This window comes from Enterobacter kobei (assembly GCF_001729765.1).
Classification (GTDB): Bacteria; Pseudomonadota; Gammaproteobacteria; order Enterobacterales; family Enterobacteriaceae; genus Enterobacter; species Enterobacter kobei.
The window spans coordinates 2,305,673-2,329,475 of the sequence record NZ_CP017181.1; the positions used below are offsets into that span (position 1 = coordinate 2,305,673).

23 protein-coding genes are annotated in these 23,803 nt (G+C 55.5%); 11 read left to right on the forward strand and 12 right to left on the reverse strand.

The features are described from left to right. Window positions 1-10 precede the first annotated feature (10 nt). Complete coding sequence (locus tag BFV64_RS11155) at window positions 11-997, forward strand: SDR family oxidoreductase (RefSeq protein ID WP_014883787.1); 987 nt, start codon at window positions 11-13, stop codon at window positions 995-997. Here BFV64_RS11155 and BFV64_RS11160 read toward each other — a convergent pair whose 3' ends face one another. From BFV64_RS11160 to BFV64_RS11195, 8 genes are all read right to left on the reverse strand, one after another. Then, window positions 998-2,623, reverse strand: coding sequence for an alpha-amylase family protein (locus BFV64_RS11160; RefSeq protein WP_069602077.1), 1,626 nt, complete (start codon window positions 2,621-2,623; stop codon window positions 998-1,000). 8 nt (window positions 2,624-2,631) lie between these two features. After that, window positions 2,632-3,642 carry a cytochrome d ubiquinol oxidase subunit II gene (gene cydB, locus BFV64_RS11165; protein ID WP_014883788.1) on the reverse strand — a complete coding sequence of 337 codons (1,011 nt, stop codon included), beginning with the start codon at window positions 3,640-3,642 and terminating at the stop codon, window positions 2,632-2,634. After that, entirely contained in the window at window positions 3,642-5,045 is a 1,404-nt protein-coding gene (locus BFV64_RS11170) for a cytochrome ubiquinol oxidase subunit I (RefSeq protein WP_014883789.1), read from the reverse strand. The genes cydB and BFV64_RS11170 overlap by 1 nt, the downstream gene beginning before the upstream one ends. A gap of 68 nt (window positions 5,046-5,113) precedes the next feature. Beyond that, entirely contained in the window at window positions 5,114-5,986 is an 873-nt protein-coding gene (locus tag BFV64_RS11175) for a manganese catalase family protein (RefSeq protein WP_069602078.1), read from the reverse strand. 15 nt (window positions 5,987-6,001) lie between these two features. After that, complete coding sequence (locus tag BFV64_RS11180) at window positions 6,002-6,508, reverse strand: ferritin-like domain-containing protein (RefSeq protein WP_014883791.1); 507 nt, start codon at window positions 6,506-6,508, stop codon at window positions 6,002-6,004. A 24-nt stretch (window positions 6,509-6,532) separates the two neighbouring features. After that, a complete protein-coding gene (locus BFV64_RS11185) occupies window positions 6,533-6,736 on the reverse strand; it encodes a hypothetical protein (RefSeq protein WP_023335667.1) in 204 nt (67 codons plus the stop codon). 23 nt (window positions 6,737-6,759) lie between these two features. After that, window positions 6,760-7,254, reverse strand: coding sequence for a YciE/YciF ferroxidase family protein (locus BFV64_RS11190; protein ID WP_069602079.1), 495 nt, complete (start codon window positions 7,252-7,254; stop codon window positions 6,760-6,762). A gap of 94 nt (window positions 7,255-7,348) precedes the next feature. After that, window positions 7,349-7,534 carry a con-10 family general stress protein gene (locus BFV64_RS11195; RefSeq protein ID WP_014883792.1) on the reverse strand — a complete coding sequence of 62 codons (186 nt, stop codon included), beginning with the start codon at window positions 7,532-7,534 and terminating at the stop codon, window positions 7,349-7,351. 527 nt (window positions 7,535-8,061) lie between these two features. Here BFV64_RS11195 and hglS point away from each other — a divergent pair. Both hglS and BFV64_RS11205 read left to right on the forward strand, forming a co-directional pair. Beyond that, window positions 8,062-9,405 carry a 2-oxoadipate dioxygenase/decarboxylase HglS gene (hglS, locus tag BFV64_RS11200; RefSeq protein WP_058690694.1) on the forward strand — a complete coding sequence of 448 codons (1,344 nt, stop codon included), beginning with the start codon at window positions 8,062-8,064 and terminating at the stop codon, window positions 9,403-9,405. 43 nt (window positions 9,406-9,448) lie between these two features. Further along, window positions 9,449-10,954, forward strand: a complete 1,506-nt coding sequence (locus BFV64_RS11205) for a carboxylesterase/lipase family protein (protein ID WP_048997007.1) — start codon at window positions 9,449-9,451, stop codon at window positions 10,952-10,954. Here BFV64_RS11205 and BFV64_RS11210 read toward each other — a convergent pair. Continuing rightward, the gene (locus BFV64_RS11210; protein ID WP_014883795.1) at window positions 10,941-11,783 is read right to left on the reverse strand and encodes a LysR family transcriptional regulator; all 843 of its coding nucleotides are present in this window, start codon (window positions 11,781-11,783) and stop codon (window positions 10,941-10,943) included. The two genes, BFV64_RS11205 and BFV64_RS11210, sit on opposite strands and share 14 nt — an antisense overlap. A 114-nt stretch (window positions 11,784-11,897) precedes the next feature. On the opposite strand from BFV64_RS11210, the gene BFV64_RS11215 reads away from it, so the two are divergent. The 4 genes from BFV64_RS11215 (at window position 11,898) to rimL (ending at window position 16,394) form a co-directional block, all read left to right on the forward strand. Then, window positions 11,898-13,067 carry a pyridoxal phosphate-dependent aminotransferase gene (locus tag BFV64_RS11215; protein WP_014883796.1) on the forward strand — a complete coding sequence of 390 codons (1,170 nt, stop codon included), beginning with the start codon at window positions 11,898-11,900 and terminating at the stop codon, window positions 13,065-13,067. Window positions 13,068-13,077: 10 nt separating this feature from the next. Further along, window positions 13,078-13,851, forward strand: coding sequence for a transporter substrate-binding domain-containing protein (locus BFV64_RS11220; protein ID WP_023330389.1), 774 nt, complete (start codon window positions 13,078-13,080; stop codon window positions 13,849-13,851). 242 nt (window positions 13,852-14,093) lie between these two features. Then, a complete protein-coding gene (locus BFV64_RS11225; protein WP_069602080.1) occupies window positions 14,094-15,749 on the forward strand; it encodes a glucan biosynthesis protein D in 1,656 nt (551 codons plus the stop codon). A 105-nt stretch (window positions 15,750-15,854) separates the two neighbouring features. Further along, entirely contained in the window at window positions 15,855-16,394 is a 540-nt protein-coding gene (rimL, locus tag BFV64_RS11230) for a 50S ribosomal protein L7/L12-serine acetyltransferase (protein WP_063666569.1), read from the forward strand. Here the strand turns inward: rimL and ydcK are convergent. Beyond that, on the reverse strand, window positions 16,389-17,369 hold the full coding sequence (ydcK, locus tag BFV64_RS11235) for a YdcK family protein (protein ID WP_069602081.1): 981 nt from the start codon (window positions 17,367-17,369) through the stop codon (window positions 16,389-16,391). The genes rimL and ydcK overlap by 6 nt on opposite strands. A 122-nt stretch (window positions 17,370-17,491) precedes the next feature. Here ydcK and tehA point away from each other — a divergent pair, with 122 nt between their 5' ends. Next, complete coding sequence (gene tehA, locus BFV64_RS11240) at window positions 17,492-18,493, forward strand: dicarboxylate transporter/tellurite-resistance protein TehA (protein ID WP_069602082.1); 1,002 nt, start codon at window positions 17,492-17,494, stop codon at window positions 18,491-18,493. Then, window positions 18,493-19,086 (forward strand): tellurite resistance methyltransferase TehB, encoded by a 594-nt coding sequence (tehB, locus tag BFV64_RS11245; RefSeq protein WP_014883802.1) that lies wholly within the window; start codon window positions 18,493-18,495, stop codon window positions 19,084-19,086. Before tehA ends, tehB begins: the two co-directional genes overlap by 1 nt. On the opposite strand, the gene pepT is transcribed toward tehB, so the two are convergent. Continuing rightward, window positions 19,083-20,312: a peptidase T gene (pepT, locus tag BFV64_RS11250; RefSeq protein ID WP_063666564.1), complete on the reverse strand. Its 1,230-nt coding sequence runs from the start codon at window positions 20,310-20,312 to the stop codon at window positions 19,083-19,085. The two genes, tehB and pepT, sit on opposite strands and share 4 nt — an antisense overlap. Window positions 20,313-20,423: 111 nt before the next feature. Here pepT and BFV64_RS11255 point away from each other — a divergent pair, with 111 nt between their 5' ends. After that, window positions 20,424-22,019: an ABC transporter substrate-binding protein gene (locus BFV64_RS11255; RefSeq protein ID WP_069602083.1), complete on the forward strand. Its 1,596-nt coding sequence runs from the start codon at window positions 20,424-20,426 to the stop codon at window positions 22,017-22,019. A gap of 135 nt (window positions 22,020-22,154) precedes the next feature. Beyond that, the gene (locus BFV64_RS11260; protein ID WP_069602084.1) at window positions 22,155-22,829 is read left to right on the forward strand and encodes a DUF3313 domain-containing protein; all 675 of its coding nucleotides are present in this window, start codon (window positions 22,155-22,157) and stop codon (window positions 22,827-22,829) included. 34 nt (window positions 22,830-22,863) lie between these two features. Here the strand turns inward: BFV64_RS11260 and BFV64_RS11265 are convergent, their stop codons facing one another. Next, entirely contained in the window at window positions 22,864-23,760 is an 897-nt protein-coding gene (locus tag BFV64_RS11265) for a DMT family transporter (protein ID WP_063666560.1), read from the reverse strand. Window positions 23,761-23,803 lie beyond the last annotated feature (43 nt).

A 23,803-nucleotide genomic window follows, 5' to 3' on the forward strand; every position in this document is an offset into this window, starting at 1 on the left:
TGGAGGTTGTATGGCTGTCATAGTGATTACTGGCGGGACGGCGGGCGTGGGAAAAGCCACGGCACTGCACTTTGCAAAGGCGGGCTACGATGTGGGACTTATCGCCCGCGATGAAGCCAGCCTGCACTCCACTCAGGAGGAATTAAAGCGCTTTGGGGTCAATGCCCACGCGGTGCAGGCGGACGTCGCCGACAGTCAGGCGGTGGTGGATGCGGCTAACGAGATTGAGTATCGCCTTGGGGCGATTGACGTGTGGGTTAACAATGCCATGGGCGCCGTGCTGGCACCGTTTCGCACCCTTACGCCGGATGAGTTTCGTCGTGTGACTGACGTGACCTACCTCGGCTTTGTCAACGGCACTCGCGCCGCGCTGGAGCTGATGGTGCCCCGCGACAGAGGCGTGATTATCCAGGTGGGATCCGCGCTGGCCTACCGTTCCATTCCTTTGCAGTCCGCTTACTGTGGCGCCAAAGCGGCGATCCGCGGCTTCACCGATGCGGTGCGTACCGAACTGATGCATGAAAACAGCCGGGTTCAGCTTTCGATGGTTCAGATGCCGGGGCTTAACACGCCGCAGTTCGAATGGGCGAGGAATAAGTTCGCCTGGGCGATGCGCCCGGTGCCACCGGTTTTTGAGCCCGAAGTCGCCGCCCGCGCCATCTTTAAGGTTGCACAAAAACCGGTACGGGAACTGTGGGTGGGAAGCAGCACGATTCAGTCGATCGTCGGGCAATTTCTTTTCCCGGGTTTACTTGACCGGCTGATGGTTAAAAAAGCCTGGGAAGGTCAGATGACCGACGATCTGAACGCACCGGATCGCCGGGACTATCTTGACCAGCCGGTTAATGATCTGCACAAAATCCATGGCCGTTTTACAGACGAGGCGAAGAACCGAGCCCCGTCTGTCACCTCCGGTATGCCTGGCAAGGTGGCACTGGGCGCCCTCGCGGTGGCGGGGATTATGCTGACCCGCCTGATAATTCGAGGGAGAAGATAATCAGCGCAGCGCGCTACGGTGGGTCCAGAACCAGCGGTAACCGTAGCCGCCAAGAGTGAGCTCGACGGTTTTGCCGCACACCAGCGCGTCGTCGTAGCGTTTGTCCGAGAGACAGGCAGTCCAGGTGGCATTGCGGATCCCTTTTGCGGCGAACTTCACCGGCTGGTCGCTGAAGTTGACGAAGGTCAGGATGCTGCGTTCATCGGTCTCGTAATACAGCCCCAGCACCGCGTCATGATCGAGGGTAATGAGACGAAAGGGCGCAACGGCAATTTCGGGGAACTCTGAGCGGGTATTGGCAATATCCATGATTCGGTGCAGAAGCGAGTTGCGGTGAAGCAGCGAATCAGCGACGTTGATTTTCTGATAGCGATACGGGCCGCGATCGATGATGGGGGCAATAAATTTTTCCGGATTGGCCGCGGAAAAACCGCCCCCCGCCGATCCGGCCCACTGCATCGGCGTACGAACGGCGTAACGCTCTTCCAGTTCCAGGTCGTCGCCCATGCCGATCTCATCCCCGTAGCGCATCACCGGGACACCCGGCAAGGAAAAGAGCACGGCGTGACAGAACGCCAGTCGCTTGTGATCGCCATTCAGCATCGGCGCCAGGCGGCGGCGGATCCCGCGCTGATAGACGTTCATCTCTTCGTCAGGGGCGAAGGTATCAAGGACAAACTGCTTATCTTTCTGACTAATGCCCTCCAGATCCAGCTCGTCATGATTGCGCAGCCAGTTGGCAAAACAGCATGAGTCGGGCGGGACGATCATCTTTTTCACCGCATTACGCAGCGGACGGGCGCTTTTCCTCGCCAGGCTGACGTAGAAATACTTATTGAGCCAGAAATTGAGCACCAGATTCAGGCGATCGTTCTTGCCGAAGTAGTCTTTATACGTCTTGACGTCGACGTCGACTTCACCCAGCAGGATAGCGTCTGGATTACGTTGCTCAATAAGACGGCGCATATGCTCCAGGATCCACAGCCCTTTTTTTTCGTCACCGTTTCCTGCCTGTCTGGTGAGGTGGGTGGCGGCATCCAGGCGAAAGCCCGACACCCCCAGCTTAAGCCAGAACAGAATGATGTTCTCAATCTCTTTAAGTACCGCAGGCGAGGTCAGGTTCAGATCCGGCTCATGGCGATAAAACATATGCCGGTAGTACTGTCCCGCCTCGTCGTCCCAGCTCCAGACGCTCTTTTCCACGCCGGGAAACATTGGGGGCGTGTCGTCATCGTCGTTGTCCGACCAGAGGTAGTAATCACGATAGGGGGATGCCGGGTTTCGGCGGGCCTGCTGGAACCACGGATGCGCGTCTGAGGTATGCTGGATCAGCAGCTCAATTATGACCTGCATGCCCAGCTCCCGGGCCTGTTCGATAAAGGCGATGATATCGGCCAGTTTACCGAAGCGCGGATCCACCTGCAGATGGTCGCTAACGTCGTAGCCTTCGTCCAGAAAGGGGGTGAGGTAAAATGGGGTGATCCAGATAACCGTCGCGCCCATGCGGCGGATATAACGCAGCTTGGCCGCAATTCCGGCGATGTCTCCACAACCATCGCCGTTCATATCATAAAACAGTGCGGTATCAATTTGATAAATAATGGCCCGTGTATGCCAGTCTGTCATAGCGTTCCTCAGTGATAGCCTTCAGTATCCGACACTTTGCCCCGGAAGACGTAGTAGCTCCAGGCGGTGTACACCAGAATCACCGGAATGATCAGCAGGGTGCCGACCAGCATAAACAGCTGGCTGGCGGGCGGTGCCGCGGCTTCCCACAGGGTGATATGGGGCGGAATAATGTTTGGCCACAGGCTGATACCCAGGCCGCTAAAACCGAGGAAGATCAGCCCCAGCGTGAGCAGGAACGGACGCGAGTGGCTGGCCGGGTTGCGGGTCAACCGCCAGATCAGCACCGTAAACAGCCCTACCAGCAGGGGAACCGGCAGGAACCAGAAGAAGTTGGGCAAGGTAAACCAGCGGTCGGCCACGTACTGCCAGCCAAGCGGCGTCCAGACGCTGACCACCGCAATAACCACCACCAGTGCCAGCAGCACGTGGCGCGTCAGCTCGCGCATGCGGTTTTGCAGTGCGCCTTCGCTTTTCATTATGAGCCAGGTGGTCCCCAGCAGCGTATAGGCAACGACCAGCCCGATGCCACAGAAAAGATTGAAGGGCGTCAGCCAGTCAAGCGCAGAGCCGACAAAGCGCCGGCCTTCCACGTCAAAGCCATTGATCACTGCCCCTACGACGATCCCCTGGCTGAAGGTGGCGAGCAAGGACCCGCCTGCGAAGGAGTAGTCCCAGAATTTGCGGTGTGAGGGCGTCGCTTTAAAACGGAACTCAAAGGCGACGCCGCGAAAGATGAGGCCGATGAGCATGGCGGTGAGGGGGATGGTCAACGCATCAATAATCACCGCGTAGGCCAGCGGAAACGCGCCGAACAATCCCGCGCCGCCGAGCACCAGCCAGGTTTCGTTACCGTCCCACACCGGGGCCACGCTGTTAACCATCACATCGCGTTCCCTGGCATCGCCCACGAAGTTAAACAGCAGACCGATGCCCAAATCAAAGCCATCCATAATGATGTACATCAGCGTGGCAAAGACGATGATGGCAAACCAGATAACAGCGATATCAACGCCCATCAGATTCTCTCCTGTTCTGAAACGGACTCCGCGGCAGACAGCGGACGGGCGGGAGTGCCCGACGTGTTTGACGTCAGCGTATCGACGGGCTGCGGACCTTTCTTAATCAACCTGATGAGGTAAACATACCCCACGCCGAACACCGACGAGTAGACAACGAAGAAGGCCAGCAAGCTGATGCTCATTTGCAGAGTACTGTGCAGGGAGACCGCATCTATCGTGCGCAGATAACCATAGACCACCCACGGTTGACGGCCCACTTCGGTGGTCACCCAGCCGGCGAGCAGCGCCAGCAGACCCGCTGGCCCCATGCAGAGCGCAAACCAGTGGAACGGGCGCGAGTGGAAAAGCCGGTGACGGTAGCGTAGCCAGAGGCTGAGCAGACCGAGGGTAATCATCAGCAGCCCCATCCCGACCATGATGCGGAACGACCAGAAAACGATGGTCGAGTTTGGGCGATCTTCTTTCGGGAAATCTTTCAGGGCCGGAACCTGTTTATCCAGGCTATGCGTCAGGATCAGGCTGCCGAGCGCGGGGATCTCGAGGCCGTATTTGGTGCGTTCCTCCTCCATATCCGGCAGGCCAAACAGCAGCAGTGGGGTGGCCTCGCCGGGCGGATTTTCCCAGTGTCCCTCAATGGCGGCGATTTTGGCGGGCTGATGCTCAAGCGTGTTCAGGCCGTGCATATCGCCCACCACCGCCTGGATGGGGGCGACCAGCAGCGCCATCCACATGGCCATCGAGAACATGGTTCGGATGGCGGGCGTATCGTTACCGCGCAGCAGGTGCCAGGCACCCGACGCGCCGACAAACAGCGCGCTGCTCAGAAACGCGGCAATAGCCATATGAATCAGGCGATAAGGGAAGGAGGGGTTAAAGACGATTGCCAGCCAGTCTTGCGGAATGACCTGTCCGTTCTCGATAGTGAACCCCTGCGGCGTATGCATCCAGCTGTTGGAGGCGAGGATCCAGAAGGTCGACATTAAGGTGCCGAGCGCGACCATGCAGGTGGAAAAGAAGTGCAGGCCCGGGCCAACCTTATTCCAGCCGAACATCATTACACCCAGGAAACCGGCTTCCAGGAAGAAAGCGGTTAAGACTTCATAGGTGAGGAGTGGACCGGTGATACTGCCCGCGAACTGTGAGAATCCGCTCCAGTTGGTGCCAAACTGGTACGCCATGACCAATCCGGAAACGACCCCCATACCGAAGTTAACGGCAAATATCTTTAGCCAGAAGTGATACAGCGATCGCCAGACGTCGTTTTTGGTGCGCAGCCACATGCCCTCCAGCACAACCAGATAGCTGGCGAGGCCGATGGTGATCGCAGGAAAAAGGATATGAAACGAGACGGTAAAAGCGAACTGAATTCTGGCCAGATGGAACGCGTCGAGTTCGAACATGGTCCGTACCTCTGAAACGATGGGGCACGAGAATTGCCGGGCAGTTTATGGCTGCCCGGCAAAACCGATTACGGTTTAGTCTTACCGGCACCCAGCTCGGCACCGGTCAGCGGGTCGGAATGTGGATCGGACTTCGTACGGGCAGACATCGCCTTGACCAGGGTTGCCTGTTCGGTTGTGAGCGTGACGCTTGCGCTGCCATCGCTGCCGTCAACCGCAGGCTGGGGGGACTCAACGTAATCGAAATGTTTATCGCTGTTCCAGCTTCCGCGAACCTCTCCACCTTCAGACATATTGTAGTACTTGTTGGTGAATTCCTCGATTGGCGGCAATTTTCCCGGCGGGAAATTATTACGGATAGACTGCAGCGCCTTCTCAAAGGAGAGCTGATGCGCCGCCTCGCGCGTCATCAGAAACGCCAGGGCATCCTTTACGCCGGGATCGTCGGTCACGTTGATCAGACGTTCATAGATGATTTTCGCTCTGGCCTCTGCTGCCACGTTTGAGCGCAGGTCCGCCGTTGGCTCGCCGATGGTGTCCACGTAGGCCGCCGTCCAGGGCACGCCCGCAGAGTTAGTGAGCGGGGTGCCACCACCGTAGAGCAGGGAGGTAATATGGCTGTCATTGCCGTTTTCGGTCATGGACCGATACAGCTCGGCCTCGTTTTCCACCCCTTCCGCCAGCGCGCCTTTCGCGCCTTTATTCAGCATGCCCACCAGGGTACCGATGATTTCGAGGTGGCTTAACTCCTCGGTCGCGATATCCATCAGCATATCTTTACGGCCCGGATCGTCATCGCTCAATCCTTGCGTAAAGTACCGGCAGGCGGCAGCCAGTTCGCCCTGCGGCCCACCGAACTGTTCCAGTAAAAGATTGGCGAGGCCTGGGTTCGGTTCAGCAACGCGAACCGTGTATTGCAGCTGTTTAACGTGTCGGAACATGGCGATTCTCCCTGATTATTTTTTTGCTTCGACGCCCGATGCGTCTGAACGCAGCAGGAACTGTTCCGTGGTCTGCGGAATATGACGAATCAACCAGTCGGCCATTTCGCGCTCTTCGGCGAGGATCGTTTCAATAGCGGGTATCGAGGCGGTATCGCCCGCTTTTTTCGCCGCCGCGAGCAGGGAGGTATAGCAGGCGATTTCAAACTGTTCGAAAACATAGCCGCTGATCGACCCCTTAACGATCTCATCAGACGGGAACATGCCGCCGATGGACTGCCCCAGCGCCGCCATTTTGCTCATCGAGTCTTTTAAAACTGAACGAGAAATATCATTCCGGTCGAGGATTTCTTCCAGCAAAGTAATTTGCCGTTTTGTCTCATTAATATGCTGCTCAATTCTGGCGCGAACATCAGGATAATTATCAATACGGCTGGCCATGGATTCCAGCATAGATTCGGCTTGCTTTTCCATCGCATGGGCATCGCGTAGCCAGTCATGGTAGTGTTCTACGTGATTCATCATTGTATCCTCTTTAGGGTTCGCTTATTTGGTCTCACTTTCAGCAGCCTGATCGGCACGCGCGGCACTGTAGCCAGACAAATGGCCGACAATATTAGCGTAGATGCTGATGATAATGACCCATAGTACGCTGCTCTTCCACCATATTACGGAAGGGATAGCGAGAATGAACCATATTATAGCTGCCGTTAAATGGCACCGTTTAATTGTCCTGGGACTGATGCTCATTTTATTTAACCTGTGTTATAGCGTCATTTTTGCGCTTTTTGGTTAATATTTCCTACGGCCAGATCGGTGAGTTTAAGGTCGGTCTCTTTTTCTTCTTTCAGTGTTTCTGCAAGAAGCTTAACGGCTTTTTTATAGCCAAGCTGCTCTGCCAGGGTGGCAAGGGTACCGTAGCTGGCAATTTCGTAATGCTCCACTTTTTGGGCTGCGGCAATTAACGCGGCATCACGCACTTCATTTTTTTCCGTGCTTTCGATAACTTCGTTCGCCTCTTCAATTAAGCCTTCCATTGCCACGCATTTCATGCGCTTGAGCTTGATACCGTCTTCCTGCTCGATAATCTGATCGATGCGTTCGATCTGACCTTGCGTCTCTTCAAGGTGTGCGGTGAAGGCGGCGTTCAGCTTCTCGCTGGAGGCGGCGCGGGCAAGTTTGCTTAACGCTCGGGTAAGCTGCTTTTCTGCGCTGTAGGTATCCGACAGAAGATGAATAAATACATCCTCTACACTTTTCATATTCATAATTATTACGCTCCGGTAAAATAAAGAAAGGGTACTGCGAGCTTTTCAGCCCGCAGCATGCTCTCTGGTTTTATTAAAAGAGTACTAAATAAGATCAGGAGTTATCAGATTTACGGCCTCCGCCGTGACTGTTCTGTCCCCCTTTCTTACCCGCTTCAGATGCGCGTTGCGGATCGTTTTTAAAATTACCACCGCTGTGCTGGCCACCTTTACGACCAGCTTCTGATGCTTTTTCACGGTCTTGCGCGAAATTACCTGAACCACCACGATGCTCTGCCATATTAAACCTCATGTTCATATATTGGTTATGTCAGTACGATACGAATATATTTCGTATCACTCGTCGTTCGAGTAATAACTCTAGTCGCTGAGCGCCATTCGTCAAATGCGCTTTGCTATTTGCGGTATCGTTATTTTGAAATAATGAAGGCTTTACGCTTCGCTTACCTTGAAAATATGAAGAGGTGGGGAGGACTTGTAAGCGAAGGGTGGGATTAGTCCTAAGTTTGCACTAAAAATTTGAAAGCTGAGGGTAAAAACCACGGTATGCTCAATCCGATTATTTTACAGACGGTAAGACCTGAAAAACGTACTCCTTTATAGCTATAAAACAGCACCAAAAATAATTATAGGGAAATTCCAGAGAAAAATAACGAGGCGGCAGAACCGTCCTGATAAGGTCTGCTCAAGCTCCGGTAGCACACGGTTTGACCACTGTCGTCTTAAGATCACAAATCAGAAATTCTTCCCCCCGGAAGGAACGGGTTTCTCTACACTCCAGGTAATATTCACTGGAGGCATGACATCATGGCGAACACCATCACGGCTGATGATATTCGGGAACATTTTTCGCAGGCTATGTCGGCGATGTACCAGCAGGAAGTTCCGCAGTACGGCACGTTGCTCGAACTGGTCGCGGACGTAAACCTGGCGGTTCTGGAAAATAACCCGCTATTACATGAACAACTGGCGAACGCCGATGAGCTTGCCCGTCTGAACGTGGAGCGCCACGGCGCGATCCGCGTCGGCACGGCGCAAGAGCTTTCCACCCTGCGTCGTATGTTTGCCATTATGGGCATGTATCCGGTCAGCTATTACGATCTCTCTCAGGCGGGGGTGCCGGTTCACTCAACGGCGTTTCGTCCGGTAGATGATGCGGCGCTGTGCCGGAATCCGTTTCGTATCTTTACCTCACTGCTGCGCCTTGAGCTGATAGAAAACGTCCCGCTACGCGAGCGCGCGGCGGAGATCCTTGCTCAGCGGAACATTTTTACCCCGCGCTGTCTGGCACTTCTCGATCTCTGGGAATCAGAAGGGCAGTTTACTGACGTCCAGGCGCGTGAGTTTGTTCAGGAAGCGCTGGAAACCTTCCGCTGGCACCGCCATGCGACGGTCGATCAGGAAACTTATCTGGCACTGCATAACGAACATCGCCTGATTGCGGATGTGGTCTGCTTCCCGGGGTGCCATATTAACCACCTCACGCCGCGCACGCTGGATATTGACCGGGTGCAGGAGCTGATGCCGAAGTATGGTATTGAGCCCAAAATTCTGATCGAAGGGCCGCCGCGTCGTGACGTGCCCGTGTTATTGCGTCAAACCAGCTTCAAGGCGCTCGAAGAGCCGGTGCTGTTTGCCGGTGAACATAAGGGCACCCACACCGCCCGCTTCGGTGAAATAGAACAGCGCGGCGTGGCGCTGACGCCGAAAGGCCGTGAACTGTACGATAGCCTGCTGGCTAAGGCCGGTACCGGCAAAGATAACCTGACGCACCAGCTTCATTTGCGTGAGATTTTCAGTGCCTTCCCGGACAGCGAGCTGTTAATGCGCCGCCAGGAACTGGCTTATTTCCGCTACCGTCTGACGCCCGCCGGGGAAGCCCATCGTCATGCGTTCCGTCCCGGCGACGATCCGCAGCCGCTGATTGAGCGCGGGTGGGTCGTTGCCCAGCCGATTACCTACGAAGATTTTCTTCCGGTCAGCGCCGCCGGGATTTTCCAGTCCAATCTCGGGAATGAAACTCAGGCGCGCAGCCACGGTAATGCCAGCCGCGACGCGTTTGAAGCCGCGCTCGGCTGCCCGGTGTATGACGAATTCACCCTCTATGAGGAGGCTGAAACGCGCAGCAAACAGCGTTGCGGTTTGCTCTGAAACCGTTACTCTGCAGGGGTGTGATGGAAAAAATAAGGTCGTTATGCAAAATCCTTCCGCCCCTGTGGTTGAAACGCGCCAGGGCGCACTGACTGGTTTAACCGATGAAAATGTCCACCGCTGGTGCGGTATTCCCTATGCTGCACCGCCAGTGGGGGACTGGCGCTGGCGCTCACCGCGCCCACCAGAACGCTGGGATGGCGTTCGCGATGCCACTGCCTTTTCGGCCTCAAGCTGGCAAAGCAGTGAATATTGTCAGGAGCTGGGCGGGGGCGATCCCGGCCAGTTCTCTGAAGACTGTCTCTATCTGAATGTCTGGTCCCCCGTCGACCGCCCGGGATCGCTTCCGGTGATGGTCTGGCTGCACGGGGGCGGGTTTACGATTGGTGCCGGTGGCTTGCCACCGTATCACGGCAAATCGCTGGCCGCGCGCGGCGTGGTTGTGGTCACGATTAACTACCGTCTCGGCCATCTCGGCTTTTTCGCCCATCCCGCGCTGGAGGGGGAAGAAGAGCGGGTAGTGCATAATTTTGCTCTGCTTGATCAGATTGCCGCGCTTGAATGGGTGCGGGAGAATATCACCGCGTTTGGGGGCGATCCGCATAACGTGACCCTGTTTGGTGAGTCCGCTGGCGCCCGCAGCGTACTGTCGTTGCTGGCCTCGCCGCTGGCGGAAGGGCTGTTCCACAAGGCGATAGTCCAGAGTGGATATACCTTGCCCGACACGCCGCGCCAGCAGGCGCTGCAAAAAGGGGAAGCACTGGCCGCCCATTTTGGGCTGGAAAACGCGACGGCAGAGCAGCTGCGCGCGATCCCGCCTGAGTCATTCTGGCCGCTGACCGCGCCACTCAACATCGCCCCGGCGCCGATCGTCGGGGATTGCGTCCTGCCGGAGGCCATGCTGGATGTCTTTTTCGCTGCCCGCCAGCACCCTGTGCCGGTGATGATAGGTTCTAACAGCGATGAAGCCAGCGTCATGGCGGTGTTTGGCATCGATCTCGCCGGGCAAATCCAGAAGCTTCGCCGGGAGCGTCGTTTTGGGCTGGGGCTCATCAAGCTGCTTTATCCGGGTGTGAAAGGCGACGAAGAGCTGGGCAGACAGGTGTGTCGCGATATGGCGTTTACCACCATGGGCTATGTCGTGATGCAGGCGCAGCAGCGTGTCGGCGGGCTTTGCTGGCGTTACTGGTTTGACTATGTCGCTGAAGCGGAGCATGCCACCTATATCAACGGCGCGTGGCATGGCAATGAAGTGCCCTACGTGTTCGATACCCTCGGCCAGGTGGAGCCCTCACGTCAGTATGTCAACGAACGGGATTTACAGTTTGCTGCCAGGGTAGCCGATTACTGGGTAAGCTTTGCGCGCGATGCCGGAACGCATGATAGCCTGTCGGGGCCGACGCACTGGCCCGCGTGCCGTAAAGGGCGGGACGTGCTGCTACGTATCGGTGTGAATAAACATGCAGATTTCCGGCTTGAAAACCGCTTTATGCGCGCGCGCATGAGCCTCTTTAAACGGGTGATGAAGCACCACGTCAGCCTCGATTAAGTAAACAGGCGCGAAACGCCGCCAGACCATTTTCTTCGTCAGGCGTTTCGCGCAGCACCAGCCGGTAGCTCGCGCCGGTTTTTACGCTTGTCTCATAGGGCCGCATCAGCCTTCCGGCACCCACATCTTCTGCCACCAGCGTTTCGTCGGCAATGGCGACGCCCAGCCCCTGAATGGCGGCGGTAATGGCGAGATCCATCGTATCGAAGTGTTGATTTTTGTGCATAACAAACCCGGGACCTTCCTGCTTCGCCAGCCACAGTGACCAGTCGGTCTTATCCCGCGTTGGGTGAAGGAACGTCAGTGAACCCAGCGTTGTACCTGCCCGCACCGGGCTGATGACCGGCGTGAGCGCCTCTTCGAACAGCAGATCGCCTGCGCTCATATGCGTGCCAAACACAATGGCCGCGTCGTAAGATTCGGTTTTGAAATTGACGTTATGATCGGTGGTGGTCGTCAGCGCGATCTGCAGATCCGGATGCGCGTGCTCCACCTCCAGCAGGCGCGGTACCAGCCAGCGCATGGCGCAGGTAGGGGCCTTAAGCCGGATCACGGTATGCTGGCTACGGGCCTGGTCGGCCACGGTCAGCAGCTGTTCGAAAGTGGATTGCAGCTCCGGAAGCAGGGCGCTGCCCTGCGGTGAGAGGCGCAGCCCGCGGGCGTGGCGCTCAAACAGCGGAAAGCCAAACCACGCCTCAAGGGAGGCGATCTTACGGCTCACGGCCCCCTGGGTCAGACACAGCTCTGCGGCCGCATGGGTAAGATTCAGATGACGCGCGGTGACTAAAAATGCGTCGATGGCGTTAAGGGGGAGCGAACGGCGAGACATTGAAACACCTCAGCTATGCATTTTTCTCATGGCTATTATGACAACAATTCGATTGTCCCGGCAACGCACTTGTTGTTTGAATAGTTATGCAATGTCCATGAGAAGGTAAAGAGGATGACTTTACGAACGCCGGTACAAACGCGCTCCAAACTGCCAGATGTGGGGACCACCATTTTTACCGTTATCGGCCAGCTTTCGGCACAGCATAACGCCATTAACCTTTCTCAGGGCGCACCGAATTTTTCCTGTGACCCGAAACTGATTGCAGGCGTCACCCGAGCGATGGCGTCAGGGCATAACCAGTACGCGGCGATGACCGGCCTGCAGCCGCTGAAAGAACGCATTGCCGATAAAATTGCCACGCTCTACGGCACGCAGTATGACCCTGCCAGCGAGGTGCTGGTGACCGCCAGCGCCAGCGAAGGGCTCTATTCAGCGATAAGCGGTCTCGTGCACCCCGGTGATGAGGTGATCTACTTTGAACCGTCCTTTGACAGCTACGCGCCGATTGTCCGTCTGCAGGGGGCTACCCCGATTGCTATCAAACTCACGGTGCCGGATTTTGCCGTCAACTGGGATGAGGTGCGTGCCGCGATCACCCCGCGCACGCGCATGATCATCATTAACACGCCGCACAACCCGAGCGGTCAGGTCTTCTGTGCCAATGACCTGCAACAGCTGGCGGCGCTGACGCGCCAGACCGACATCATTATTTTGTCTGACGAAGTGTACGAACACGTGGTTTTTGACGGTGAACCGCATCATGGAATGGCCACGCACCCGCAGCTGGCGGAGCGCAGCGTGATTATTTCATCTTTCGGAAAAACCTATCACGTCACCGGCTGGCGCGTAGGGTATTGTGTCGCCCCGGCGGTACTGATGGATGAGATTTGTAAAGTCCATCAATTTTTAATGTTCTCTGCCGATACGCCAATGCAGCACGCCTTTGCGGAGCATATGGTCGATCCGCAAACCTGGCTGTCGCTGTCGGCGTTTTACCAGCGTAAGCGCGATCTGCTGCACGGTCTGCTGGCCGATTCGCCGTTTACCCTGCTACCGAGCGCCGGGTCGTTCTTCATGCTGGCGGATTACAGCGCGTTCAGCGATGAGCGCGACAGCGAGCTGGTGAAACGGCTGATCGTGGAGTACGGCGTTGCCACCATTCCGCTGTCGGCGTTTTATGCGGACGGTACGGATAATAAATTGATTCGTCTCTCTTTTGCGAAAGATGAGGCGACGTTACGGGCAGGTGCCCAGGCCCTGTGTCGGGTTAAATCACGCTGAGGAGTATAAGATGAAATTACGCGCGTTAGTCGTCGGCATGGGATTGCTGTGTACCTTTTCGTCCTTCGCGGCGACCGAGCTGCGTTATGGTCTGGAAGCGGAATATCCGCCGTTTGAAAGCCGTAATGCCTCAGGCGAACTGGAAGGGTTTGACGTTGAGCTGGGGAATGCCATTTGCAAAGCGGCAGCGCTGAAGTGCAGCTGGGTGGAAACCTCGTTTGACGCGCTGATCCCGGGTCTGGTGGCGAAGAAATTCGACGCCATTAACTCGGCGATGAATATCACCGAGCAGCGCCGCAAGAGCATTGATTTTACCCAGCCGATTTACCGCATTCCGTCGCAGCTGGTCGGCAAGGCCGGTACGGCGGTAGAAGCGACCCCAGAAGGGCTGAAGGGGAAAACCATTGGCGTGCTGCAGGGCTCAATTCAGGAAACCTATGCGAAAGAGCACTGGGAAAAGCAGGGTGTCACCGTGGTGTCTTATAAAGATCAGAATATGGCCTGGGGCGACCTGCTTAATGGCCGTATCGACGCCTCGCTGGTGATGTCCGCGGCCGGGCAGGCGGGTTTCCTCAGCAAGCCGCAGGGGAAAGGGTTTGGCTTCATCGGCAAACCGGTGTCTGACGACACTATCCTCGGGAGTGGGATCGGTTTTGGGTTGCGTAAAGGTGACGAGGCCACCAAAAAGCAGCTTGATGCCGCGATTGATAAAGTGCGTGCCGACGGCACGATCGCTAAACTCGCTGATAAGTACTTTCCGGGTATCGATGTCAGCGTAAAATAACCGCCTCATTAGCCCCGGCGATCGATGTCACGTCGGGGCATTTTTCTACACATTTTCCAGGCTTTCTTTACACCACTTTCGGGCCGTTCTGGTCGACAGAAAATATTTCTCACTTTGTTCAGATAATCATCGGCCAACAATTGGATTCTTAACCATTTTTGTTTAGGCTGTGCGTTCTTTCTTGCCGTCATTTCGCCGAGCGCGAAACACATTCACACGACCATAAGGACGTTTTTCCAGGCATGAATCGCAGACGTTTTCTAAAAGGCTCGCTGGCAGTGGCAGCCCTGAGCGGCACCTCTGGCCTTGCTTCCCTGTTTTCCAAAGCGGCATACGCTGCTGACTCTGACATCGCTGACGGTCAGAGCCGTCGTTTTGACTTCTCCGTACTGCAATCCATGGCGCATGACCTGGCGAAAACCCCGTGGGGTGGTGCGCCACGTCCGCTGCCGGAAACGCTGGCCACCATGACGCCGCAGGCGTACAACGCCATCCGCTACGATGAGAAGCAGTCTCTGTGGAACAACATTGAAGGACGTCAGCTGGACGTGCAGTTCTTCCATATGGGAATGGGGTTCCGCCGCCGCGTGCGGATGTTCTCGCTGGACCAGTCGACCTCTATGGCGCGTGAGATCCACTTCCGACCGGAGTTGTTCAGCTACGGTGAAACCGGTGTGGATACCAAACAGCTGGAAGGGCAAAGCGATCTTGGCTTTGCAGGCTTCCGCGCCTTTAAGGCGCCGGAACTGGCGCGTCGCGATATCGTCTCTTTCCTCGGCGCAAGCTATTTCCGTGCGGTTGACGATACCTACCAGTACGGCCTTTCCGCGCGCGGTCTGGCGGTAGACACCTTTACTGACACGCCGGAAGAGTTCCCGGACTTCACCTCCTTCTGGTTTGAAACCGTTAAGCCAGGTGACACCACGTTTACCGTCTATACGCTGCTGGACAGCCCGAGCATTACCGGTGCCTATAAGTTCGTGATCCACTGCGAGAAGAGCCAGGTGATCATGGAGGTGGAAAACCACCTCTATGCGCGTAAAGACATTAAACAGCTCGGCATCGCGCCGATGACCAGTATGTTCAGCTGCGGCAATAACGAACGACGCATGTGCGACACCATTCACCCGCAAATCCATGACTCAGACCGTCTGGCGATGTGGCGCGGCAACGGAGAGTGGATCTGCCGTCCGCTGAACAACCCGCAGAAGCTGCAGTTCAACGCCTATATGGACAAAAACCCTAAAGGGTTTGGTCTGCTGCAGCTGGATCGTGATTTCTCGCACTATCAGGACGTGATGGGCTGGTATAACAAGCGTCCAAGCCTGTGGGTAGAACCGCGCAACGACTGGGGTAAAGGCTCGGTTGGTCTGATGGAGATCCCGACCACCGGTGAAACGCTGGATAACGTTGTCTGCTTCTGGCAGCCGGAGAAAACGGTGAAAGCGGGCGACGAGCTGGACTTTAAATATCGCCTGTACTGGAGCGCAATGCCGCCGGTGCGTTCCCCGCTGGCTAATGTTTTCGCCACCCGCACCGGCATGGGCGGTTTCCCGGAAGGCTGGGCGCCGGGTGAAAATTACCCGAAAGTGTGGGCGCGCCGCTTTGCTATCGACTTTGTCGGTGGCGACCTGAAGGCCGCTGCGCCAAAAGGCATCGAGCCGGTGATTACTCTCTCCAGCGGTGAGGCGAAGCAGGTTGAGATCCTGTACGTAGAACCGTTTGACGGTTATCGCATTCTGTTTGACTGGTACCCAACCTCGGATTCGACCGAGCCGGTAGATATGCGCCTGTTCCTGCGCTGTCAGGGTGATGCCATCAGTGAAACCTGGCTGTATCAGTATTTCCCGCCAGCGCCGGATAAACGTCACTACGTTGACGACCGGATAATGCGTTAATCCTTGTGGGATTGTGCCGGGTGGCGCTAACGCTTACCCGGCCTACAAATGCGTCCAGAGTAGGCCGGGTAAGGCGCAGCCGCCACCCGGCAATTGAGGGGCACCATGTCTGCAGAAATTATCCCCGTTACCCAGAATATCGAGCTTCGCGCCGTCGAAGAGCGCTATACCGCCGATCTCCATCACCTCGTCGTCAAAAACAAAACCTGGCTGCAAACCGCCTTTGACTGGGCGCAGCACGTGGGCGCGGAAGAGGATACCCGCCGCAATGTGCTAAGTAACCAGATGCTGCACCAGCGCGGCTACGCCAAAATGTTTTTGATCTTCCGGGATGATGCGCTGGTCGGCGTGCTGTCGTTTAATTCGGTAGAGCCTGCCAACAAAGCGGGTTATATCGGTTACTGGCTGGACGAGGCGCATCAGGGGAAGGGGATCCTCTCTCAGTCATTGCAGGCGTTTATGCGCTATTACGCTGAGCGCGGCGAGATCCGCCGTTTTGTGATTAAGTGCCGGGTGGCGAATCAGAGCAGCAACAACGTTGCCCGGCGCAACGGTTTTACGCTGGAAGGGTGCCTGCGGGAAGCGGAATACCTGAATGGCCGCTTTGACGATGTGAACATCTACGGGAAGATTTTTACCCTATAACGCCCCCAGCAGCGGTGTGCGGGTGATACGCTGGCCGCCGTTAATCACCTTTTCGCCACGCAGGTGAATGCTCTCACCCGAAAAGGCTTCAATGACCGCATCGTCGGTGATTTCAACCCGATGCTCGATCAACACATCGCCGCTGATCCGGGCGCGTCCCTGAATCACCACTTTATCGTCAAGCATGATCGGCCCCCCGCGCAGCCATGCCTGACCGCCGATCAGGACGTGGTGCTTAATGACGCAGTTGCCTTCCTCGACGGCATTTTCCGCCACCTGTGAACTGTAGCGCACGGTGGGGATGGCGTCGTCGTCGAAACCGGCAATCAGACGGGCGTTACCGTATACCTTTGCGCAGTCGCACACCCAGACGTTATTGAGATCGTTCCCTTCGAGGATCGCACTGTCGAATACCTCAGCGCGGTGTTCAATAAACGCATTGTTCACCATCGCTTCGCCGTAGATCTGTGCCTGATGCACAACGCGCGACCGGCTTACCGTCGCTTTGTCATAGATTTGCAGGATCTGGTCGTGGTCCGGCGTCAGTCCTTTGGCGGCGATGATGACGCTGTTATGCAGGATGCGCGCGTCGCCGAAGATGTGGCACTCGCCCCGCACGCAGGAGTGCTGAATGGTGACGTTGTCACTTATCCGCGCGCCGTGACTGACTTCGGCGCTGTCCAGCCAGCAGTGACCGCTGATGCGGGCGTCATGGCTGACGGTACAGGGCAGGGTCAGGCGCGCGTGATCCGACACGGTAGCACCGGCGAACACCACGCTGTTCTCGTCATAGATCCAGCAATCCCCATTCTGTGACAGGGCGCGCGCGTCATCAATCCAGCCACCTTTCGTACCGGCCGTGACATCGTTAAAATCTGCCGTGGCGATGATCTGCCGTAAGGTTGTCGTGTGGGTTGTTTCGCCGCTTTTCCATTGCCAGAGGCGGGTTTCATCGCTGAGCCGATATTTTTTCATCGTGTGATCCCTGATAAGCGTCTTCACTAAACGTAGCAAACTTTTGGTTTTTCGTTGTGCTGGCTTCCGTTGCGGAAACCCCTTAAAATGGCATTTAAAATACATTTTAAAAATTAAAATTAATGGATAAACTCAATCCCCCACAGAAAGTGCTTAACTTGCCCGCTGGGTATTTTGGCATGGTGCTTGGCATCATTGGCATGGGTTTCGCCTGGCGATACGCCAGCACGCTCTGGCCGGTGACACGGTGGCCGGGTGATGCGCTGGTGGCCCTTGCCGTTACGTGCTGGTTTTTGCTGACGGTGACCTTTATCATCCGCGCGATCCGTTTCCCGCGCAGCGTGCTGGCAGAGATGAGGCATCCGGTGATGAGTAGCTTTGTCAGCCTTTTTCCGGCGACGACGATGCTGGTCGCCATCGGTTTTGTGCCCTGGTGCCGCCCGATTTCAGTCGTGCTTTTTGGCGTGGGGGTGGTGACACAGCTGTCTTATTCCGCCTGGCAAAGCGCGGGACTCTGGCGCGGCAACCATCCGCAAGAAGCCACGACGCCGGGTTTATATCTGCCAACCGTGGCGAATAATTTTATTAGCGCCATGGCGTGCGGCGCCCTGGGGTTTAACGACGCTGGTTTAGTGTTCCTGGGGGCGGGTGTCTTCTCCTGGCTCAGCCTGGAGCCGGTTATTCTTCAGCGCCTTCGCAGTGCCGGAGAACTTCCGACCGCGCAGCGCACCTCTTTGGGGATTCAGCTTGCGCCCGCGCTGGTGGCCTGTAGCGCCTGGTTTAGCGTTAACGGCGGTGAAGCCGACACCTTTGCCAAAATGTTGTTCGGTTATGGCCTGTTGCAACTGCTGTTTATGCTGCGTCTGTTGCCCTGGTACGTATCCCAGCCGTTTAATGCCTCTTTCTGGAGTTTCTCCTTTGGTATATCCGCACTGGCAACCACCGGGCTGCATCTGGGGCACAGCAGCCCGTCGGGCTTTTTCCACGTGATTGCCGTACCGCTTTTTATCTTCACCAACGTCATCATTGGGATCCTGTTGGTCCGTACTTTTATTCTGCTGCTTCAGGGCAAACTTCTGCTGCGCACTGAAAAAGCACTGCTTATGCAATCTAAGGAAAAATAATGTCCGTCGATGAAAATTACTTCACAGAGAAATATGGTTTAACCCGTACACACTCAGAGGTGGTGTACAGCGCGGGGATCGTGAAACCGGGTAAAACCCTGGATCTGGGCTGTGGCAATGGCCGTAACAGCCTTTATCTGGCGGCCAACGGGTACGAGGTCACTGCCTGGGATAAAAATCCGATGAGCATCGATAATATCGAGCGCATCAAAGCGGCAGAAGGCATTGAGAATCTTCACTCGGCCATCAAGGATCTCAACAACCTGAGCATTGACGGCGAGTATGACTTTATTCTGTCTACCGTGGTGCTGATGTTCCTGGAGGCAAAAACCATTCCGGGTCTTATCGCCAATATGCAGCGTTGCACCAAACCTGGCGGTTATAACCTGATCGTTGCCGCGATGGACACGGCGGATTATCCGTGCACCGTCGGCTTCCCGTTTGCGTTTAAAAGCGGTGAACTGAGCAACTACTATGAAGGCTGGGAGTTGCTCAAATACAACGAAGAGGTTGGCGAACTGCACCGCACCGATGAACACGGCAACCGCATCAAGCTGCGCTTTGCTACGATGCTGGCGCGCAAACCTGCTTAACGCGCGGCCAGCAGGCAGAGTTGCAGGGCAGTGTGGTAAGACGCCTCGAACGACGACAGCGGCAAGAATTCAAACTTCGAATGGAAGTTATGCGCGCCGGTGAAGAAGTTCGGGGTGAGCAACCCTTTTGCCGAGAGCGCTGCGCCGTCTGTACCGCCGCGCATCGGCGTCGGTTTTGGGGTGATACCCAGTGATTCCATCGCCGCAAACATCAGATCGATGGCACGCCTGTCTTCGCCAATCGCATTGCTGATATTGCTGTAAGTCTCTTCAATGCGATAGTCCACTTTTGCCGTCGGATACCGGGCGGCGATCCGGGCGGCGACATCAGCAATCTGCTGCTTGCGGGAAGCAAAGTTGTCCTTGTCAAAGTCCCGAATATTGGCCTTCAGAACGGCCTCGTTCTGCCCGGCCTGAATGCCGTTAAACCAGATGTAGCCTTCACGGCCCTCCGTGCACTCTGGCGTTTGCTGGCGGTCAAACTGGTTGATAAAGTCGGTCGCCATTAATAACGGGTTTACCAGCACCCCTTTAGCAGACATCGGGTGCGCCGTTACGCCGGTAAAGCGGATCTCAGCGGCTGCTGCATTAAAATTCTCATAGACAATCTCCCCCAGCTCGCAGCAGTCGATGGTCCAGGCAAAGTCGACGTCGAAGCGTTTCAGATCTAACGCTTTTGCCCCTTTAAGGCCAGTCTCTTCGTCGGGGACAAACGCGACCACAATGTCGCCATGTTTATGCTCAGCGGTCAGGTTTTCCAGCACGGTCATGACCACGGTCACCGCTGCTTTATTATCTGCGCCTAATACGCTGGTACCGTCGCTGAAAATAATCTCTTCATTCGGGTAAGACAGAATTTCCGGATGCTCACTTACCCGTAGCCAGATCCCTTTCTCTTTATTCAGACAGAGATCTTCATCGGTAAACGTTAATATTTGTGGATGAATATCCGGCGATAATCCCACGTCCACGGTATCAATGTGAGTAATAAATCCAATGCGCGGTGCACCGGGTACATTACCTTTTTTAACCGCCGTTACCGTGGCGAATTCGTCGATCACAATGTCGTCTAAACCCAGCTGTGCCAGCTCCTGCGCCAGCTCTCGTGCCATCTCGTGCTGCCCCGGTGTTGAGGGTAAGGTTTTGACGCTGGGATCGCTCTGACTGGTAATGGCGAGATAGCGGAAAAAGCGATGTGTTAATTGTCTGGAAAGCGGCGTGCCCATAGTGTTTTCTTCCTTATTTATTTTTCGGGTGTTTGCCACATCACTTTAATGTTATTTATGAAATGGCAAAAGAATTAATTAGCCGTCGAATTAAAAAGACAGGAATAAATGATGACAAGCAAACGCACAACATTAATGCTGGCACTTGCTGCGCTTACGGTCAGTTCCGCCGTTGCCGCGAAAACGCTGGTGTATTGCTCCGAAGGGTCACCGGAAAATTTTAATCCTCAGTTATATACCTCAGGCACCAGCGTGGATGCCAGCGCCGTACCGGTCTATAACCGGCTGGTCGATTTCAAACCCGGCACCACAGAACTGGTGCCGAGCCTGGCAGAGCGCTGGGAGGTGAACGATGACGGTAAGGTTTACACCTTCCATCTGCGCCAGGGCGTGAAATTTCAGAGCAATAAATCCTTCACGCCGACCCGGGACTTTAACGCCGATGACGTGATCTTCTCGTTTATGCGCCAGAAAGACGTCAATCATCCTTATCACAACGTCTCTAACGGCAGCTACTCCAACTTTGAAAGCCTGGAGTTTGGCAGCCTGATAACCGCCATTGATAAAGTCGATGACCACACCGTGCGCTTTACCCTGGCACACCCGGAAGCGCCGTTTGTCGCCGATCTGGCCTGGTATTTTGCCTCGATTCTCTCTGCCGAGTATGCCGATGCGATGCTGAAAGCAGGCACGCCGGAGAAGGTGGATATGGAGCCGATCGGCACCGGGCCGTTTAAGCTGGCGCAGTATCAAAAAGATTCCCGCATCCTGTTCACGGCGTTTGCCGACTACTGGCAGGGCAAATCAAAGCTGGACCGGCTGGTGTTTACCATCACGCCGGATGCCTCCGTACGTTTTGCCAAAATTGAAAAGAACGAGTGTCAGGTAATGCCGTTCCCGAACCCGGCGGACCTGCCGCGCATGAAAGCCAATAAAAATATTAACCTGATGAGCAAAGCCGGGTTGAATACCGGTTTCCTGGCGTTTAATACGCAAAAACCGCCGCTGGATAATGTGAACGTCCGCCGGGCGCTGGCGATGGCCATCAATAAGCCCGCCATTATCGACGCGGTGTTCCACGGCACCGGAACCGTCGCGAAAAATCTGTTACCGCCCGGCGTCTGGAGCGCCAACAGCGAGCTGAAGGATTACGCGTACGATCCTGAAAAAGCAAAAGCGTTGCTGAAAGAGGCGGGTCTTGCTAACGGCGTGAGCATTGACCTGTGGGCGATGCCGGTGCAGCGGCCCTATAACCCGAATGCGAAACGTATGGCCGAGATGATTCAGGCTGACTGGGCGAAAATCGGCGTACAAACCCACATTGTCACTTACGAATGGGGAGAATATCTCAAGCGGGTGAAGGGCGGGGAGCATCAGGCTGCGCTGATGGGCTGGACGACCGCAACGGGCGATCCTGACAACTTCTTTGGTCCGCTGTTTACCTGTACGTCGGCAAATGGCGGCTCCAATTCGGCGAAATGGTGCTATAAACCGTTTGATAACCTCATCGCCGAAGCAAAATCGATAACCGATCACGATAAACGTGTGGCGCTGTATCAAGAGGCCCAGCAGATGATGCATGACCAGATGCCGGCGGTCATGATTGCCCACTCAACGATTTTCGAGCCGGTGCGCAAGGAGGTGAAAGGCTACGAAATCGATTCGTTTGGCAAACATATCTTCTGGCAGGTGGATATCAATCCGTAATTTTTCGCTGCCCGGTATGAAGCCGGGCCTTCTTTTTGCAATTTGTGCTACTTACATCATTTTTTGTCACAACAAACCCGCCTGACTTTTGCTATAACTTCAAATGCATACTTGCAGATAACATGGAAAACTATCATGCGTACTCAAACTTTTTTTAAAGTTGCAGTGCTTACTGGTTTATTGGCCCTGGCAGGCTGTTCTTCAAAAGTCGCCGCCCCCGAACAATATTCAGGCTTTTTAAAAGATTACTCCGGCTTGCAACAGACGACATCTGCGACGGGCAAACCGACGCTGCGCTGGGTCGATCCTAATTATAACGAAGCGAATTACGACAGTATTATCTGGACGCCGATTACCTATTACCCTACGCCTAAACCGACCACTCAGATTGGGCAGAAAACCCTTGATGAGCTGTTGAACTACACCAATACCAAAATGAAAACGGCTATTGGTACTCGTAAGCCTATAGTGGCGACACCAGTTAAACATAGCCTGATTTTCCGGGGTGCCATTACAGGGGTGAGTTCGCAGAAAGAAGGCCTGCAGTTCTACGAAGTGGTGCCTGTCGCGCTGGTGGTGGCGGGGACGCAGATGGCAACCGGCCATCGCACCATGGATACCCATCTCTTCTTTGAAGGTGAGCTGATCGACGCAGCCACCAACAAACCGGTGATGAAGGTGGTTCGTAAGGGCGAAGGTAAAGAGCTGAGCAACGAAAGTACGCCAATGACCTTTGCGACGCTGAAGCAGGTTGTGGATGATATGGCGACAGATGCCACCATGTTTGATGTGCATAAAACAGCAAAATAAATCATGCACGGCCTGCAGATTGCAGGCCGTTTTTTTACGCCGTCCGTAAACGCCTGAACCAGGTTTCGGGTTTAGTGAACATCACCATATTCCCACCCAGAATCAGCAGTAAACCGACGATACCGTTGAGATGCCAGACGTAGCCCTCATACACCGTTGAGATGGAGAGCGCCACCAGCGGGAAGAGTAGCGTGCTGTACGCCGCTTTCCCGGGCCCAATACGCCCGACCAGCGTGAAGTAAGCGCCGAAAGCAATCACCGAACCAAACAGAGCCAGATAGAGCAGTGCGCCGATGTAGGTTACCGTCCATTCCGGGGTAAAGCTGTCCCCCCTGAAGAGGGCAATGCAGCCCATCACCAGCGTACCGTAAAGCATCGCCCAGGCGTTGGTGGTCATGGTTTCCAGGCCTCTGCGCTGATGACGCATGCTGATCATGTTGCCCAGCGAGAAACCATAGGTTCCGAGCGCAGAAAGCCCAATGCCCGTCAGAAGCGATACGCTCCAGCCGCTGGCAAGCAGATCGTCCCAGAAAAGGGTAATAATCCCGACCAGACCCAATGCCGCCGCCGTCCAGAAACGCGCGGGCGGGCGCTGACCAAAGAAAATAAAGCTATTAATGGCGTTATAGAGCACCGCCATGGAGAAGATGACGGATTCCAGCCCGGTATTGATGTGCGCGGCCGCGGTATAAAAGCACCAGAAGTTAAAGCAGAAAACGCAGCATCCCTGAAGCATGCAAAAAAGGTGATCCAGTAGCGCCAGCTTACGCAGTCGACGCAGGGCAAGTAACACCACCATCATCGTGGCGCTGGCCACGGCGAAACGCCAGAAAATCGACACCGGGGCCGCCACGGGACCTTGCTGTAGGAAAATGGCAATCCAGGTGGTTCCCCAGATGACCACGACCAGTCCGTATAATAATGCGTTCATATCATTTCTCTTCTCAAACCACGAAAGCCCGCAGTATGGCGCT